This window comes from Terriglobus sp. TAA 43 (assembly GCF_000800015.1).
Taxonomy (GTDB): domain Bacteria; phylum Acidobacteriota; class Terriglobia; order Terriglobales; family Acidobacteriaceae; genus Terriglobus.
Map to the genome: position 1 here is coordinate 1 of NZ_JUGR01000005.1, position 16,693 is coordinate 16,693.

Annotated in this window: 11 protein-coding genes; 7 read left to right on the forward strand and 4 right to left on the reverse strand. The window is 54.3% G+C overall.

Going from position 1 to position 16,693, the window contains the following annotated elements:
- Positions 1-383: 383 nt before the first annotated feature.
- Together M504_RS20440 and M504_RS21635 are read right to left on the reverse strand one after the other, a co-directional pair.
- Positions 384-1,913 (reverse strand): SulP family inorganic anion transporter, encoded by a 1,530-nt coding sequence (locus tag M504_RS20440; RefSeq protein ID WP_047498145.1) that lies wholly within the window; start codon positions 1,911-1,913, stop codon positions 384-386.
- 1,048 nt (positions 1,914-2,961) lie between these two features.
- Positions 2,962-3,855, reverse strand: coding sequence for a transporter (locus M504_RS21635; RefSeq protein ID WP_052201136.1), 894 nt, complete (start codon positions 3,853-3,855; stop codon positions 2,962-2,964).
- 441 nt (positions 3,856-4,296) lie between these two features.
- Between M504_RS21635 and M504_RS20450 the strand changes: the two genes are divergently transcribed.
- The gene (locus M504_RS20450) at positions 4,297-5,832 is read left to right on the forward strand and encodes a DUF3300 domain-containing protein (protein WP_047498148.1); all 1,536 of its coding nucleotides are present in this window, start codon (positions 4,297-4,299) and stop codon (positions 5,830-5,832) included.
- 34 nt (positions 5,833-5,866) lie between these two features.
- Complete coding sequence (locus M504_RS20455) at positions 5,867-6,874, forward strand: DUF2950 domain-containing protein (protein ID WP_047498151.1); 1,008 nt, start codon at positions 5,867-5,869, stop codon at positions 6,872-6,874.
- 395 nt (positions 6,875-7,269) lie between these two features.
- Here the strand turns inward: M504_RS20455 and M504_RS20460 are convergent, their stop codons facing one another.
- Entirely contained in the window at positions 7,270-8,067 is a 798-nt protein-coding gene (locus M504_RS20460; protein WP_232296395.1) for an OmpA family protein, read from the reverse strand.
- A 629-nt stretch (positions 8,068-8,696) separates the two neighbouring features.
- Between M504_RS20460 and M504_RS20465 the strand changes: the two genes are divergently transcribed.
- From M504_RS20465 to M504_RS20485, 5 genes are all read left to right on the forward strand, one after another.
- The gene (locus M504_RS20465) at positions 8,697-9,254 is read left to right on the forward strand and encodes a DUF4136 domain-containing protein (protein ID WP_047498156.1); all 558 of its coding nucleotides are present in this window, start codon (positions 8,697-8,699) and stop codon (positions 9,252-9,254) included.
- A 381-nt stretch (positions 9,255-9,635) separates the two neighbouring features.
- Positions 9,636-11,081 carry a DcaP family trimeric outer membrane transporter gene (locus M504_RS20470; protein WP_156994092.1) on the forward strand — a complete coding sequence of 482 codons (1,446 nt, stop codon included), beginning with the start codon at positions 9,636-9,638 and terminating at the stop codon, positions 11,079-11,081.
- 81 nt (positions 11,082-11,162) lie between these two features.
- Complete coding sequence (glsA, locus tag M504_RS20475) at positions 11,163-12,218, forward strand: glutaminase A (protein ID WP_047498159.1); 1,056 nt, start codon at positions 11,163-11,165, stop codon at positions 12,216-12,218.
- Positions 12,219-12,479: 261 nt separating this feature from the next.
- Positions 12,480-13,916 carry a hypothetical protein gene (locus M504_RS20480; RefSeq protein WP_198137729.1) on the forward strand — a complete coding sequence of 479 codons (1,437 nt, stop codon included), beginning with the start codon at positions 12,480-12,482 and terminating at the stop codon, positions 13,914-13,916.
- A gap of 81 nt (positions 13,917-13,997) precedes the next feature.
- A complete protein-coding gene (locus M504_RS20485; RefSeq protein WP_084214588.1) occupies positions 13,998-15,095 on the forward strand; it encodes an amidohydrolase family protein in 1,098 nt (365 codons plus the stop codon).
- 102 nt (positions 15,096-15,197) lie between these two features.
- Here the strand turns inward: M504_RS20485 and M504_RS20490 are convergent, their stop codons facing one another.
- Positions 15,198-16,682, reverse strand: a complete 1,485-nt coding sequence (locus M504_RS20490; RefSeq protein ID WP_047498161.1) for a hypothetical protein — start codon at positions 16,680-16,682, stop codon at positions 15,198-15,200.
- Positions 16,683-16,693 lie beyond the last annotated feature (11 nt).

Sequence of the window (16,693 nt, forward strand, 5' to 3'; positions counted from 1 at the left end):
CAATCGGAGCATGCTGGGTGTTCGCTGAGTTTGCAGTTCGACATCGGGAAAGCAGGCGAGACATCAATTCCAGAGAGCAGTTGGCCACGGTCCGTTCCGGCGCCATCGTCTGAAGAAATACGTTGTGTCCAGAGTTTTTGAACGGGCACCTGCCGTTGTTCGAGACGAGCTTAGCCACGTGGGGCGTTTTCCCACGCACAGGCCCATGACGTCTCGTCTTAGTGAGGGCTCAGACGGCATCTTCCAAGTCGAGACGACAGAAGGCATCGATGTTTTTCTCCCCGGTCGACGACGATACTTCCCGACAAAGAGCCGAAGAGGTGGATAGCTAGACCCGATCCTCCGTTTCACGGAATAGCTGACCGCGACGAACTCGGAGGCCTTTAATCCACCGCCTGTGAGACCGGGGTCTGGTAACGCTTCAGCAGGTGTTCGCGTTCCAAGTGGACGATTTCGCCTGCAGCCTGGCGACGATCTACCCACGCTTCAATGATTTCAATGCACGCGTGGTCGATGTACCGGAGACAGAAGCTGTGGATGTAAATGGGGGGACCGCTTGGAGCGTCGTCCAGCGTGCGGGAGATTTTCGGAATTGCAAGAAACGTTCCAACTCCGGCCAGATGAATATCCGTGCGTTGTTCCGTGGTCTCCACATCCAACTGCAGATGAGTCAGCTTCCAGAGTGTCCATAGTAGCGACAGACCGATGCCCACCAGGACTCCCGTCAACAGATTGGTGGCGACAATAGTCACCATCGACAGGCCGTACACGATGACAGGTGGCCAGCCGAAACGACGCAGATGAAGAATGTCCTTTAGCTTCACCAGTCGTATACCGGTCAGCACGAGCACCGCTGCGAGTGACGCCATCGGGATCATCCGCAACGTTCTGGCGAATAAAGCAACTGAGATAAGCAGCCACAGTCCATGCAGAATGGTGGATCTGCGCGTTTCGGCTCCGGCCTGCACATTGGCGGAACTACGCACAATGACTCCTGTCATTGGCAGTGCGCCAAGAAAACCGCAGAGCATGTTGCCGATACCCTGGGCGGCTAGTTCCTTGTCGTAGTTGGCACGAACCTTGGTTTGCATCTGATCGACAGCAGCGGCTGACAGAAGCGTCTCGGCGCTTGCGATGAAGGCCAGTGCGATTGCAGTCCCCAGAAGTGATGTCCAGCGTGTGGCGGTGAAGGCGGTTAGCGGCGTGAAGCTGACCATGTCGCCCAGGTTTGCCGGAACATCAATGCGACGGATGCCCAGATGCAGCGTCTGGGCCAACGCTGTGCCAGCTCCGATGCCAAGAAGAGCAGCGGGCACAAGCTTAAGTTTCGCTGGCCGAAAGCGCTCCCAAAGCAGGATCACGATCAGGGTCAGCACACCCACCAGCAGTGCCCATTCTTCCTTGCTGCCATCCAACGGGAACAATCCGACGGCAAGAGCTTCGCCCATGGCGAAAATGTTCGCTGGGCCGGTGGCCTTGGGTGCACGGTCCAACACGACGTGAAACTGTTGAATGACGATGAGGACGCCGATACCCGCGAGCATGCCGTGTACGACTTCCGGCGAGATTGCACGGAACCAGCGGCCTACACGCAGAACGCCCGCCAGCAACTGAATGGCTCCCGCAACGACCAAAATTGGACCAAGAGCTCCAAGCCCGTGGTCTTGCACCAGTTCGAAAACGATGACGGCCAGTCCTGCAGCGGGTCCGCTCACCTGCAATGGCGACCCGGACAAGGCCCCCACCAGGATGCCGCCGACGATGCCGGTTACCAGACCACGCGCGGGCGGCATACCTGATGCAACGGCGATGCCCATGCAAAGCGGTAGCGCGACCAGGAACACGACCAGCGACGCCGAAATGTCGCTGATCAGGGCATGAGGCTTCTTTGAAGATTCATTTGTACTGTTCATGAGGATTCCTCCGTCGCACACTCTGGTGCGTATGCAGGCCGCAATACTCCGTATGCACGACAGCGCGGTATGTTCTGCGCGTAACGTGCGAAGCGATCGGGGAACGAATTAGGAAAGAGGGGGACCGCGTGAAGAACCCGGTGCGCGTGGAGCAGAGCGTCCCGCAAGGGCCGAAACTCTTGCGAGAGGCTCTGTAACTGGCTCGGGAAAGGGGAGACCTATCGATACGAGCTGTGTGTGCAACCTGCCACCGTTGTCAGAGCTCGGATGCGAGTCGTGTCTGGCTTCAACACGAAGCACTTGCCGGGAGACAATCGGCTGGTGAGTATGCGTAGTTTCGGGCAGTGACGCCTCTAGCAATTCCCAGTCTTGCGAACGGCGTGTGCGACTAGAGGTTTTGCTTCCGACGTGTGAGGGCAGGTGCCGCCGGTTGTGATGAGGAGCATGGGAGAGTGCCCAGTTCGGGGATGAGGCATTCGACGAACACACGTGCAAGCCGAAGCAGAGCGCCATCAGCAGCATGATCCGGGCGACTTGCGGCTGGATCCTCATCGTGGAGAACGATCATGTCACAATCGGTGTGCCATTGCCCACGGAATTTGTCGGGCGTGCGAAAGAACCTCATCTGTGAGTGGATCGCGCAATCCCAAAAATCATGGTGTATCACCATGCTTGCCAATCGCTGTACCGTTTTCATTCCGTGCGGGGCAATATGCAACGGCTGCTCTTGCGGATGGAGTTCGGTTAGTTGCGAGGGGCCATTCGATCGTTTCTTCGCCTCACGACCCGCTGCTGGAGTTCTATATCGAACTGGTAAAGCCCGGTGCGCTCACTCCCAGACTGTGGCAGCTAAAACCTGGTGGCCGCGCCTACATACGGAATCGTGCGGCGGGGCGCATGGGCTTGTAAAACGAGAGGGTGTCAAAAATCATCTCATCATCGCGACTGTAACCGGAGTCGCGCCATTTATCAGCATGGCGAAAAGATACGCTGCGGAAAAGGCACCGCACAAAACTCACCGGTACGGCGCCCTTTGCTAAGTGATGCTTTATCTAAGACCCTTGCCCCAGACATAGTCATATCGCACCGCAAATCCACTGATGTTTGGACCATTGTCATGTACTAATGCATGGGCATACACAAAAATCAGTGTGCTTCTTGCGTTTATGGAGGCATTTAACTGGCTGCCCACGATGAAGTTGCGCTGCACGTTGTCCTGATTTACACCGTTGATCAACGTGTCCCCACGAAATGAGTAGCGAATATCCAGCGAAGCCCAGACGGAGTTATTAAGTGAGTAACTGAGGTGCGCCTCCACTCCAGGGAGAGGCATCTGTTTTAATACCTCCGCGCCGCGGTACATCGTATTGTCTGAAAAGAAATAGGAATTGACATAAGCGTCGATTACCCATTTTTGCTCCGGTCCGAACGGATGGGATAGGCCAACCTCGGGCTTGAATGACCAGCGATCCGAACCGAGGTTGAGAAGCCTGTTATGGTCATACTGGCCTGTGGGCGCCGTAAAGGTAAAGCTGGCTCCTATAGAGGTCTTAGGTTTATATGTTTCGAATTCTGACGCAGTGAGCGCTGGGCCACCTTTCAACAACGTGCCGATCTGATAGCTGGTATCACCCGCACCGTTCACATCCCCACTAATCGTGGTCCCAGCGATCGAACCTGAAGCTGAGGCAATCGGAATACTGGGCTGTATCCAAGTCAGTCGATGACGCACACCAAAATACCGTGTGTAAGCGATGACTCCCTGATTCAGATTGAATTTCGCATTTCCCACAATAATCGAGGGGTCGATCGAAGCATCGGATCGGACATAGGCATACATCAGTTCGATTTGATTGAGATCCACCGGAGAATTGGTGTAGGTGCGAGGGTCCGAAAACTGCGCAAAAACAAGATTGTGTGAGTGTGCGAGCGCCAAAGCCATGCAAGAGTAGATCAAGCGTCTGCGCATGGCAGCAAATGTAACAAAAGATTGTCTTATGCGCGATCACTTACTCGAAGATGCCCGAATCAATCGTTGATAACTCCAAGAGTAATGGATTCCAGATATGGGATGTAAATGTGGCAAGGAACGCGACGGTGCGCGGATTGCCTGATGGGTCCCGGCTTTGAACGGCAGCGGGATCTGCTTCTAGATCTCAATATCTTCCCCTGTATCTTTCGACAGTTTGCAGGAAATTTTGTGAACGCTAGTATCTCCTTTGCAGTCCCGGATCAGGTAAGGAGATAGCGTCTTCCAGGATGCGTTAGTTAGGCGGTTGTAAGTGCTTGAGTGAATCAGCTTAGAGAGGCGGTCACTCAATAGCTGAACCGCCTGATGAAATCGGGCCGCGATTTCAATCGGAACGAGGAGAGGGAGGCACAAATGAATCCGAGAGCAAGAATGCTTGGTTCCAGCTTCCAGCGCTTGGTTGGTGCGCTGTGTATCGTTGCCTTGGTTCCTGGGGACGGACTAGCTTACACACAGACTGCGCAGGCGAATACAACTCAGCAACCGTCCGCGAAAATCTCCTCCGACCAACTCGATTCGCTGGTTGCGCCAATTGCCCTCTATCCCGATCCAATGCTGGCGCAGACGCTGGCGGCTTCTACTTATCCTCTTGAAATTATCCAACTGCATCAATACTTAACCAAAAATCCTGGACTAAAGGACAAGGCGCTTGCGGATGCTGTTGCCAAACAGGCCTGGGATCCGAGCGTCCAGGCACTTGCAGGTCTGCCGGACCTGGTCAAACGCCTTGCGGACGACATTCAGTGGACCACTGATCTTGGTAATGCGTTTCTGGCGCAGCAGAAAGATGTGATGGATAGTGTTCAACGCATGCGTAAGAAGGCGCAGGATACTGGCAATCTGAAATCGAGCGAGCAACAGAAGGTAGAAACCAAGGTCATTGAGAGCAAAAGCACCATCATCATTGAGCAGGCGAATCCGCAGGTCGTCTATGTGCCTTCCTACAATCCTACGGTGGTGTATGGGCCGCCTGTCTATCCTTATCCCCCGATTTACTATCCGCCGCCGGGATACTATGCGGCGGGCATGGCGATCTCGTTCGGTGTGGGCATAGCGATGGGGGCGTTCTGGAGTGGCGGTTGGGGCTGGGGCTGCGGCTGGGGCGGCAATAACAACATCACCATCAACAACAACAACAACTTCAACCGCAACACGAACGTTGGCGGCGGCAACCGAGGGAACATCGGCGGCGGCAACCGGCCTTCTCAGCTACCTTCTCGCGGTGGTGTGGGAGGTGCCGGCGGTGTGGGCGGCGTAGGTGGGGCTGGCGGTGTTGGGGGTGTAGGTGGCGTTGGCGGTGCCGGTGGAGTCGGCGGCGCTGGCGGGGTAGGCCGGCCGGGTGGAGTTGGCGGTGTCGGCGGAGCAGGAGGTGCCGGCCGGCCGTCGCAACTGCCCGCTGGGGGCAACAGTTGGCAGCACAATCCGCAGCATCGCGGTGGCGCTCCTTATGGAGATCGCGCGACTGCCGACCGTTTTGGTGGCCTGTCACGCGGAGACTCATTGAGCAATCGCCAAGCCAACGCGAGGCAACAGATCGGGCGAGAGGGAGGCAATTTGGCCAGCAATAACCGGGGAGGCGCTGGCCTAGGCGATCGTTCGGGAGGCGGATTCGGAGGAGGAAACCGTGCCGGAGGTGGAGCTGGCGTGGCGGATCGGTCAGCCGGCGGTCCAGGTAGCCGCGGCGGAGCTGCTGGCGGGGGAGCAGACCGCGTTGGGAGCCGGGATTTGTCGCGCGGCAGTGGTAGCAGTGGGGGCGCGTTCGGAGGCGGTTCCAGAGGCTACAGCGGATCAAGCGCACGCTCCAGCAGCTCACGAGGGGCTTCCAGCATGGGAAGCCGCGGAGGCGGTGGCGGTGGTATGCGCGGAGGCGGCGGTGGTCGACGCCGGTAGCTGGGTTATGAAGGCCAAATAGAGGAGCGCTGTCATGAGAACGATATCTACGAAGGGAAGTCTCCCTTGGGTTGCTTCGACTATCTGCCTCGCAGCTCTGGCATGTCTGTTCGCGCCGGTTCTTGCGGCGCAACAAACTGCGGATGCAGGGGCTCCGGCTGCTGTGGTCGCGTCCCCCACGACCGAGTCCGACATGGTAGCCAAGACTTTCAGTAGTCCGGAGCAGGCTGCCGATGCATTAGTCAACGCGGCTGCGCAGTTCGACCAGGCAGCGCTTATAGAAATCTTCGGCCACGATGGGGATGGCATTGTATTTAGCGGTGAACCCGCACAGGACAAGCGACGCGCCGAAGAGTTCGCTGCTGAGGCACATGAGAAGAAGAGCGTTTCCATCTCTCCTCGAGGTGGTCGCCGCGCATTCCTGCTTGTGGGGAATGAAGACTGGCCCTTTCCTGTGCCGATCGTCAAGATAGGAGATAAGTGGTCGTTTGATAGTAGGGCCGGGCGCCGCGAACTGTTGTATCGCCGCATTGGCGAGAATGAGCTCGATGCCATTCAAATCTGTCACGGATTTGTGGACGCACAACAGGACTATGCTCTCAAGCCGCGTGAGGGGTATCAGGTCAATCAGTACGCGCAAAACATCATCAGTACTCGGGGCAAGCAGGATGGTCTTGCGTGGCAAAACGAGGATGGCACGTGGGGCGGTCCCATTGGCGAAAAAGCAGCCGAGGCAATCCAGCAAGGTTACGGCCGTGGCGAGCCGTATCACGGCTACTTCTTCAGGGTGCTAAAAGGGCAAGGTCCTGCCGCGCCGCTTGGGCAGCTGGATTACGTGATCGACGGCGCGATGATCGGAGGCTTCGCCCTTGTGGCTGCGCCGGCTGAATACGGCGTGACCGGAGTAAAAACCTTCATCGTGAGCAACGATGGCGTTGTTTATGAAAGGGACTTTGGCGCTGGTACAGCAAACCAGTTCGCGAAGATGGATCGCTTCAACCCGGACAAATCGTGGACGCCAGTCCTTAACGAGACCAACTAGAGACAGAACAACTGTTTGTAACGGTCGTAGGTTAATCAGCGAAGTCGAACGGGCTTGAGCCGGATGTGATTGGATATTGCGATGGCAACGCAGCTGTCGTGAAGAACAACGTTCTATGCATGAATAAGCAAGATTGAAGGTTCGATCAAGATGAGCCTTATTCCGGTCTTGCTAAGTCGTTTGGACCCTCGAACATCTCATCCTTAACCTCTAGCAACAGAAAACATCAGGCACGAGGCGAAGGCGTGTGCCCAATAGCCGGGACAGTATTCCCCTTTGCGGATTTGACATATCAAATCCGCAAAGGGTTAGTCGCGTGGTAAAGGAAGTCCAACACGAGATGGATAGGATGCGTTAAAAAGCTACGTGAAAGCTTCAGCTTATAACTTAACTTCCTACACTCCAGCGATAGCTTTGTTCTGCAGTACCCGCACGACGACGCGACGATTCTCGGCCTGCCCTTCCTTCGTGCTTTCGTTGCCGACCTGTTCGCTTTCGCCCATCGCGCCAGGCGCCAGCATTCTTGTCAGAGGTACCCGACCATGCTGAATGAGAATATTCGTTACATTGCCGGCACGGTCTTCGCTGAGCTTCTGGTTCATGGCGGCGCTGCCTGACGCCGAGGCATAGCCCTTGACTTCGATCATGTATCCATTAATCCCCTTGGCTTTCTCGGCCAGCGCAGTTAGTTGAGAAGCGTACTTGGGATCGACGGTGACCTTACCGTTAGCGAAGTAAACCGTCACTTCGTCCAGGATGTAGTAGTCGTCCAGTTGGCCGAAGCGAACGACAGCTGCATCGACCGCGGCCTTATTGGCGGCGATCTTCGTCTCATGTTGTCGCAGTGCCTCGTTCTGTGCCTTCAGTTCGGCGTTATGCTTCTCCAACTCTTCCTGGTTCTTTTGGACCTGTACTTTGGTCTCGTGCATGCCAGCCTGAATGGATTCGGCTCTTTCAAGATCATTGCCCTTAAACCGAACCGACTTCGCTACCAACTGTTGCTGTTCGTCGTATTCGCCCTCGACCTTGACCTCGAGGCCAGGAATTAGCGCGGCCATGGACATCTGCTTCCTGCGTGCTTTGAGCATTCCCTGCACCTGGGCCACATCCGTTGTGTCGGTTAATTGGACTACTAGATTGGGATTGTCCGAGGTCTGCACGACCATATGTTCTCCGCTGCGTGCTTTGATCATGCCTTCGGCCTTTACGGACTGTGCGACGCTGTTCGTCTGGAACAACGTTGGACCAAGAATGAGTAGAACTGCTGCGTATACGGTCTTAGGCAGTGACATTGATCTTCTCCATTTCTCAAGATGAAATTGCCGGTATTTCACGCGAATCAAAAGTGCCACTGTAGCAACAGACTGAAGCGCGCAGTCTGCTACCGTTGGCGTGTCCCGAGCAAGAGAATTCTGGGATCTATTGGCACGGGGCCGATGCGACAGCTTAAGAACACGCTAACCACGAGTGCTAGACGCAGTTAAGATAGTTCAGCATACAGGTACCGCAAACTAGCAGAACTTACAGTATTGCGACGCGATGGTAACTCGTTGCGCAGTATCTTGGTTGCGGACGAGTGTCTTTGCGTAGTGGCCGAAGTAAGTAAGGAGATTGAGAATGCAGTCCCTCGTAGGTATGGTTATTTCGGGTTGCGACATACTCGCGTACATATGGATTCAGAAATTTCCTTACACTCTGTCAGGATTGACAGTTTCACTGTCGAAGTGCGGCTGAGTAGTATCAGCCTGAATTGAACAAGCGGCGATTTCTAAAAGCAGTGGCGCTTGGTAGCTTGTCGCACATGATCGAAAGGAGATTTGAAATGAAGAAATTTACTTTTGTCTGGATAGTCATGCTCCTCGTGATGGCGAACATGGCTTTTGCTCAGGACGTTCGCTATAACTTCGACAAAAGCGCAGACTTTTCCAAATTCAAAACTTATAAATGGGTAGCCATTAAAGGCGCGAATCAGTTGGATGACCTCATCGACAAGCAGATCAAGGGGGCAATCGATACTGAATTAGCCACTAAGGGACTGACAAAGGTGGATGGAGACGACGCGGATCTGCTTGTCGGCTATCAAACTGCGATTGGCCAGGAGAAGCAGTTCACGTCGTACAACACCGACTGGGGATATGGTGGGGGATGGTACAGGGGCGGATGGTACGGTCCTAGCGGCGGCATGACAACCGGGCAGACTTCGACGATTTACACCGGCCAGTTGGCTCTGGATATGTATGACTCGAAAGACCACGACCTGGTGTGGCGAGGCGTTGCTAGCAAGAGCCTCGATACTAAGGCAAAGCCAGAGAAGCGTGAAAAAAATCTCAGGAAGGCGACCGCCAAGCTCTTGAAGAACTACCCACCAAAGGTGAAGTAGCCATTCGAGCGAGTCAGAACAGGCAGATACCGGAGAACCGAAGTTAGCTCCCGGATACGTATCGCACTCTTCATTATCTATTTTCTCCATCGCCCTCATCGTCCGAGACGCAACTTTTAGCTCGTCTCTAGTGCGGCTGTGTGTTTCGAAGGGCTGGAAGTCCAAGATCAGGGCCGAATAACAGTGTGATGTTATTTGGGTCCCACACTTGTTGACATGGGCCGATGAGTTTCGCACGTTCATCTCTCTCATCACTGTCAGTGTCTACTTTCGACAAAACTTAGTCTGGCGGAATTGACAGGTTCAATAAAGGCAGAATTGACAGTTTCGATAACTACGCTTTCTCTGACAGTTTCATAGTGAAACAAATTGGAGGTCGTTATGAGGGAACGCCGGATTTGTTTACGGGACTTCGGCCACGTCATTCTCGCTGTCCTGCTTCTGTCCGGAGTGCGGGCATACGGGCAACAGACGGTGCCGACAGATTCTCAAGCTGCAGAGACGCAGCAGTTGAAAGACAAGCTCCAGTCACTCGAAAAGTCGATGGAGGAAATAAAAGAACAGCTTAAAGCTCTTGAGTCGAAACAGGCAGGAGCGACGCAGGCCTCCCCTGAGACGCCGCCCGCAGTGTTGAGTACAGCGGCCCCTCAAACGCCGGCGCCTCCAGAAGCGCAGGGTCCCACGAAGACTGCAGCCTCAGGGGCAAGCACCTTGGAGATCTACGGCCATGTCATGCTCGACTCCGGATACAACTTCGGCCAGTCGAATCCGAACTGGTTCGATGTTTTGCGACCCACTCAACTGCCCTCATACACGAATGAATACGGACCCGATGGCAGCACATTTTTCGGTGTTCGTCAGACACGCTTCGGAGTCAAGACATCCAACCCCACCCGCTTTGGGGATCTGAAGACGACCTTTGAGTTTGAACTATTCGGTACAGGCGTCGATGCGGGGCAGACTACATTTCGCCTGCGGCATGCTTACGGAGAGCTGGGACAATTCGGAGCTGGCCAGTACTGGAGCCCGTTCATGGACATTGATGTGTTCCCCAACACGCTTGAATATTGGGGGCCCAACGGAATGGTCTTCTTCCGCAACGTGCAGTTCCGCTGGATGCCGATCCGAGGGAAGAGCCACCTAACCTTTGCCGTTGAGCGGCCGGGCGCCAGTGCGGATCAGGGCATCTATGCAGATCGCGTTGAGCTGCAGGGAGTGAAGCCTAAGTTCGATATGCCGGACTTTTCAATGGATGGCCGTATCGGAAGAAGCTGGGGCTATGTAGAAGGTGCGGCCATGTTTAGAAAGATCAGTTGGGTTGACCTCAACAAAACAGCGGCGCGCGATCTCAGTGGCACTGTCTTTGGCTGGGGAGTAAACCTGAGCTCCAACCTCTATTTCACCAAAAAGGATACAGGTCGATTCCAGCTCATCTATGGAGAGGGCGTCGAGAACTACATGAACGATGCGCCAGTTGATGTTGGCATCAGGAACAACTTCAGCGATCCTCACAAACCCATCGTGGGAGTAGCCCTACCCGTACTGGGAGCTGTCGCATTCCTGGATCATACGTGGAACGAACGATTCACCAGTAGCGGCGGTTGGTCCCTGGTGCACATCACAAACTCCAACGCACAGAATCCCTCAGACTTCCGCGAGGGGCAGTATGGCTTGGCCAACCTGCTCTACCATCCGGTGAAGAACGCGATGATGGGTGGCGAATTTCAATGGGGCCGCCGCCGGAATTACACGGATGGCTTTAGCTACGACGACTACAGGCTCCAGTTCTCGGTCAAATACAACTTCTCGAAGACATTTACTTACTAACCCAAAAGTTTTGACTGGAAGTTAGTAAACAAATCTTCATTCAAGCAGCTATCTAGGAAGCGAACGAATAAGGAGTTAGACATGATTGCGAAGCGAATAATCGTTGCCTTGTTATCCGTTATGACATCCGTCGTGACGATTGCTCCGGCTCCGGTCCTGGGACAAAAGGGACAGGCCAGCCCCGTTGCTCCCAGACGGGAGTTGGTGGAATCCGTCGTCAAGGAGGCATACGCACAGTTTCGCGGCGATACCGGTGGCAAGAACGCGGACTATATCCCAGCCTTGGCCCAAGTTGATTCCAAGCTCTTTGGAATCGCCATCGTTACTACCGATAATCAAGTCGTCACCCTGGGGGATGTGAAGGATCCCTTTTCCATCCAGTCCATCTCTAAAGTCTTTACGCTGGCGCTTGCGATGGAAGAGATGGGAGCGGACAAGGTGTTTGACAAGGTTGGTTCCGAGCCCACAGGACGCGCCTTCAATTCTCCGATCGCCGTTGTGGATATGCAGACACACACCGGAAATCCCTTCGTCAATGCAGGAGCCATCGCGACTACCAGCTTGATTTCCGGAAACGATGCGAATGCGAAGTGGAACAAGGTCCTCGACTTTTACAGCAGAGTGGCCGGCGAAAAACTTACCATCATCGACGAGATATACAAATCCGAAGCAGCCACAAACACTGGTAACAAAGCGCTCTCCTATCTCTTAGCCAAGTATGACCGGATTTACGCGGATCCCTTTGAGTCAGTTGATATCTACACCAAGCAGTGCTCGGTCGGAGTGAATGCTCTTCAACTCGCTCGCATGGGCGCTACGCTCGCAAACAACGGTAAGAATCCTGCCACCGGCGAACAAGTTATCAAAGCGGAAGACGTGCCCCACATCCTCAGCACGATGACAATGGCAGGCCTCTACGACGGTTCCGGTGGTTGGGCATGGCACGTTGGTCTTCCCGCGAAGAGCGGTGTGGGTGGCGGAATCGTGGCGGTCGTGCCCGGTAAAGGCGCTATCGCTGTCTTTGCGCCTCCGCTCGATGAGGCGGGCAATAGCGTCAAGGCTCAGAAGGTGATTGAGTTCGTCTCTCAAAAACTGAACTACAACCTCTTCTCGCCGAGCTCCGTCGGGTGGAAATAAGGCCTTCCCCGCAGGCCAGATGCGGAGCACACTGCGGACTTACCGATGTGCTCCCGTCTACTGAACCTTCCCAAAACTGAACGTCTACTTGGAGGTTGTGCCGTGAAGTTACCAGCAAAAGCGATAGCGAGACTGTTTCTCGTATTGTCTGCGATCACTGCTGGCCACGCATTCGCGGACGCGCAGACAACAGCTTCTCAGGCAGGCAACAATGCCGAGGCCGTTAGTCCTGCAGAGCTATTAAAGAAACTTGACCAGCTTGTGGATCAAAACGGACAACTCGAAAAACAAAACAAAGAGCTGATGGATCAGATCGCAGCCATGCGTCAGATGCTGGCGAAACAGGCTGGAACATCGCCACAGGATCTCGAGAAGGTGACCGCCGACGCAACACCTTCGCGGACTCCTGAGAATACAACCGCAGGCGCGGCATCCACGTTGACAGGGTCTTCAGAGGCGAAAACGCAACAGGCCTCTGCTACCCTCGCTTCCGGTAAGGAGAAGTCGAACTTCTGGAGCCCTTATACCCTTAATCAGGGTTACAAAATAGCCAACACGGAGTATGGCGACGTAAATCTCAGCATCTATGCGTATGGGCGTTATCTCAATCAGCGCGCACTCGAGCCGACATACACAAATGCCTTTGGCGTAACCAGTAATCTCCAGCGGCGGCAAGATTTCCAGCTCAACAAGGTACAGATAAAGTTTCTCGGCTGGGCGATGAGCCCGAAGTTTCGCTACTTCCTGTACGCGTGGACTTCGAACGCAACACAGGGACAGGGAGCCCAGGTCGTATTAGCTGGAAATCTAAATTACACCTTTAATAAGTATCTTACCGTTGGCGCCGGAATCTTCTCATTGCCCGGTGCGAGGAGCGTTGAGGGAAACTTCCCGTTCTGGCTGAGTGTTGATAGCCGTCTTATCGCGGACGAATTCTTTCGGCCCTCCTATAGCTCCGGTATTAAGGCTAGTGGCACCATCGCCAAAGGGCTAACGTATCAAGCCATGGTCGCGAATAACCGAAGCACGCTTGGTGTCAGCGCAGCGCAACTTCCCAATCGTTTCAATACCATCTCTTCTGTGTTGGTGTGGATGCCGAAGGGTGAATATGGCCCGGGCTGGGGCGACTTCGAAAATAATAAGTCAACAGTCACGCGTTTCGGTTTCCATTTCAACCACAGTGACGAAAATAAGCAAAGCCAGCCGAATAGCGATTCGTTCGAGAACGTCCAGATGCGCTTGTCCGATGGTTCAGTAATCTTTACTCCCAATCTCTTTGGACCCGGAATCACGATCACTGATGCGAGATATAAGATGGTCTCTTTCGATGCCGGGATCAAGCGTCGTGGCTTTGCGCTCGAGGGCGAATATTACTGGCAATGGTTTAACGACTTCCGCGGAACCAATACTTCAAACTTGCCAACCGACTACGCCTATGGCTATCAACTCCAGGCTTCTGCGATGTTGAAACCCAAGTCGCTTCAGCTCTATGCCGGAGGTTCGGAAATTATTGGCCAATATGGCCGCCCGTGGGACTTCCGGGCGGGTGCGAACTACTTCCCATTCGGCAATAAGGTCGTCAGGTGGAACTCTGAGTTCCTTTACGTATACAGGTCTCCCGTCGGTTATTCATCTGTTCCTTACCCGCTGGGAGGTACCGGGCCGATCTTTCATACAACTCTCGAGCTAGCCTTCTGAGAGAAAGACACGCTCTGATTGTCGTAAGAAATGCCTGTGCTCACACAAATGAACCAAGCAACGTATCGGAGGAAGACTCTCATGTGGGGCATCTCTAAATTACGGCGGCTCCAGCTGATCAAGCGCGTGTTCGGCGCTTGCATCGTGTTCCTGCTGTCCAGCAGCTTCGGAATCTCACAATCGGCCCCTGCTGGTCAGTACGAATTGAATGATGTTCACTTTCATCTGACCAACTACATTCAGCAAGGAACTGATATTCACGACTTTCTAGCCATCATGGGGACAAAGGTCGGGCGTGTGGCCCTCTTTGGTATACCGCTGCAACAGCAATGGGCATATGCAAACTCCGGGGATTTCGCTCCGACCTATTATCTGCAAACCGACGCGCCACTCTACTACTATTCGTTCACGGATGCATACATAGCGATGACGTACCGGTCTCTCACCAAAGAGGAGCAGGCACGATTCGACCCCATGATTACCGGCTTCAATCCTGCCGATATGTATGCTGCCGATCATATTCGCAGAGTGTTGAAGATCTTTCCTGGCGTATTTTGCGGGATTGGCGAATTCACGATTCACAAAGAGTTCGTCTCGGCGAAAGTAGCGGGAGAAACGGCCTCGCTTCTGAACCCCGCCCTCGATAGGGTCTTGGATCTCGCCGGAGAAGTTGGCTTGGTTGTTCTCATTCACAACGATATGGATGTGCCCTTCGCCAAGGCCGGATCTGAGCCTGCGTATCTTGCGCAGATGAAGAACGTACTAAGACGGCATCCTCAGACCACCGTCATCTGGGCTCATACCGGCATGGGACGAGTTGTCCGTCCCGTCAATGGTCATGCTGCTGCGCTCGAAGCAATTCTCAAGGACCCGCAGTTTAGTCATGTCTACTTCGATATCTCGTGGGACGAAGTCGCAAAGTATTTAATGGCTTCTCCCGAATCAACCAAGATCACCGCAGATTTGATTAACCGTTATCCCGACCGCTTTCTCTTTGGGACCGATGAAGTCGCGCCTTCAAACCAGGAGAGCTATCTAAAGGTCTACCGCCAATACACACCGCTGTGGAGGCTTCTGAACAAGGACACAAGCGAGAAGGTGCGCAAAGGAAATTACGAGCGTCTTTTCGATGCCGCCAAACCTAAAGTGAGGGCTTGGGAAGTCGCACATGCCAAATGAGATTCATTCTTTCAATGACTGAGGCGTCTCTTGTGGTGGTCTGAAACACGCCCCACATGACCCACTTCGATCGTTCGCGTGAATCGAGGCGATCTCCAATCGCTATTCGCGAGATGAACCAGTAGCCGCCAAGTAGCGCAGCGAAGCGAGCGAAGGTAGAAAAAAGTATGCTCCTCCACGCACGCGCACGAAACGCGGAAGTCCCTCAACAGTTCTACGTTCTCCCGGTTGTGATTCCGGTAGCGTGAAACGATCAGTGGGCGCAGCACCTTGAATGGGTTCGCGGCTACCAAGCAATGGGTCGCTTTCATCTGTCAGTGCGTCAAACTTTGTGCTCATCAACCACGCACTCTGAAGAAACTCGAACTGCCGCGCCAGGTTCGCATTGAGACACATGAAGTGAATGCCTTCGTTCGCGCTTTGCGTGTTTGCCTGCGTCGAGGTAGAAGCGTCTTTGAATTCGCGTCCGCGCCGAAGGATGCGGTGGAATCTTGACGACGCTTTCGCATCAGAATGTAAGGTCTTCTCGCCCAATCCTAAGAGCGTAAGCAGACGTTTGATGCCACTCACTGGAGGCGAAGGTAGATCGCCATTGCGCGGGTTAGCTCGGCGGATGTGGGCGCCAAATGGACACTTCATCCCTTCTGGGTCAGAAGCGAAGTCGAAATGATTCCTGTTGTCGTTGGCATCAGCGCCCGGGATGGCGATAGTGGATGGCTCGACCAATGGCGCGCCATCCTTTCTGCGCCCGACCATTGCTGCAGCCATTACTTCCGCAGCCTCATCACTTCCGGCATGTTCGCGGAGGAAACGCCAGAACTCCTCCACGTTCTGCTCTAACGTGCGCAATACAAGATAGGAACCGTTGCGACCGAAATCCCGCATGCCTGGCTGCTCTTCTGCTAGCGGTAGGAGATCGGCTGCGAAGGCGCCGGCGGGTACTAGCGGTCTATCTGTGTAGCGGTTGTATTCATTGGGATAGCCAAGCAGCACCTCGCCAAGGCTGATCCGATTTGTGTAGGTATCCTCAATCTGTTGAGGATGCCGTGATCGCTCCCAATCGAGTTCGGGCTGACTCACTCCATCGGTGAACCCAAAGGGCTCCACGCCGCCGAGGTACGAAGTTTTGAGTTCCGTTACAGTGGCAAACGCGTCACCCCATCCTGCCGTTAACACCGTATTTTTCCATGCATCGAGCGCGCCTGGGCGTGCATACAGCATGAGAAGTAAATCGACGTTGCTTGTTGCAGATCCCCAAAGCCACTGCTCAGGAGCGCTATTGCCAACATCTCCCAGCAGTCTGGCACGCGCGTTGTTATTTAGCCCGGTTTTGAATTCGGTCGAGAATTGCGATAGTAGATCGGCGGTGCAGCCAAGGTTATTCAACCCCTCATAAGTAAACGCAATCTGAAGTGCTGTCTGCGGTGCCTCTGAGCGAGCGACCGCATTGGATACCGGCGCCGCGCTTAGCCAAAGCCGCGCCTTGTCCGCATTCTTGATCGTGACCAGGAGGAAGCTGCAATCTGTCAGTTTGCCGTAGCCAAAACGCACGATACCCTGAATCGCTTCAAACTCAACGGAATTCATACGTCTTTGCT

Excerpts from the sequence above, each read along its gene's own strand:
- M504_RS20440 (WP_047498145.1), bottom strand. The coding sequence starts at position 1,913 with ATGAACAGTACAAATGAATCTTCAAAGAAGCCTCATGCCCTGATCAGC.
- M504_RS21635 (WP_052201136.1), bottom strand. The coding sequence starts at position 3,855 with ATGGCTTTGGCGCTCGCACACTCACACAATCTTGTTTTTGCGCAGTTT.
- M504_RS20450 (WP_047498148.1), top strand. The coding sequence starts at position 4,297 with ATGAATCCGAGAGCAAGAATGCTTGGTTCCAGCTTCCAGCGCTTGGTT.
- M504_RS20455 (WP_047498151.1), top strand. The coding sequence starts at position 5,867 with ATGAGAACGATATCTACGAAGGGAAGTCTCCCTTGGGTTGCTTCGACT.
- M504_RS20460 (WP_232296395.1), bottom strand. The coding sequence starts at position 8,067 with ATGATCAAAGCACGCAGCGGAGAACATATGGTCGTGCAGACCTCGGAC.
- M504_RS20465 (WP_047498156.1), top strand. The coding sequence starts at position 8,697 with ATGAAGAAATTTACTTTTGTCTGGATAGTCATGCTCCTCGTGATGGCG.
- M504_RS20470 (WP_156994092.1), top strand. The coding sequence starts at position 9,636 with ATGAGGGAACGCCGGATTTGTTTACGGGACTTCGGCCACGTCATTCTC.
- glsA (WP_047498159.1), top strand. The coding sequence starts at position 11,163 with ATGATTGCGAAGCGAATAATCGTTGCCTTGTTATCCGTTATGACATCC.
- M504_RS20485 (WP_084214588.1), top strand. The coding sequence starts at position 13,998 with ATGTGGGGCATCTCTAAATTACGGCGGCTCCAGCTGATCAAGCGCGTG.
- M504_RS20490 (WP_047498161.1), bottom strand. The coding sequence starts at position 16,682 with ATGAATTCCGTTGAGTTTGAAGCGATTCAGGGTATCGTGCGTTTTGGC.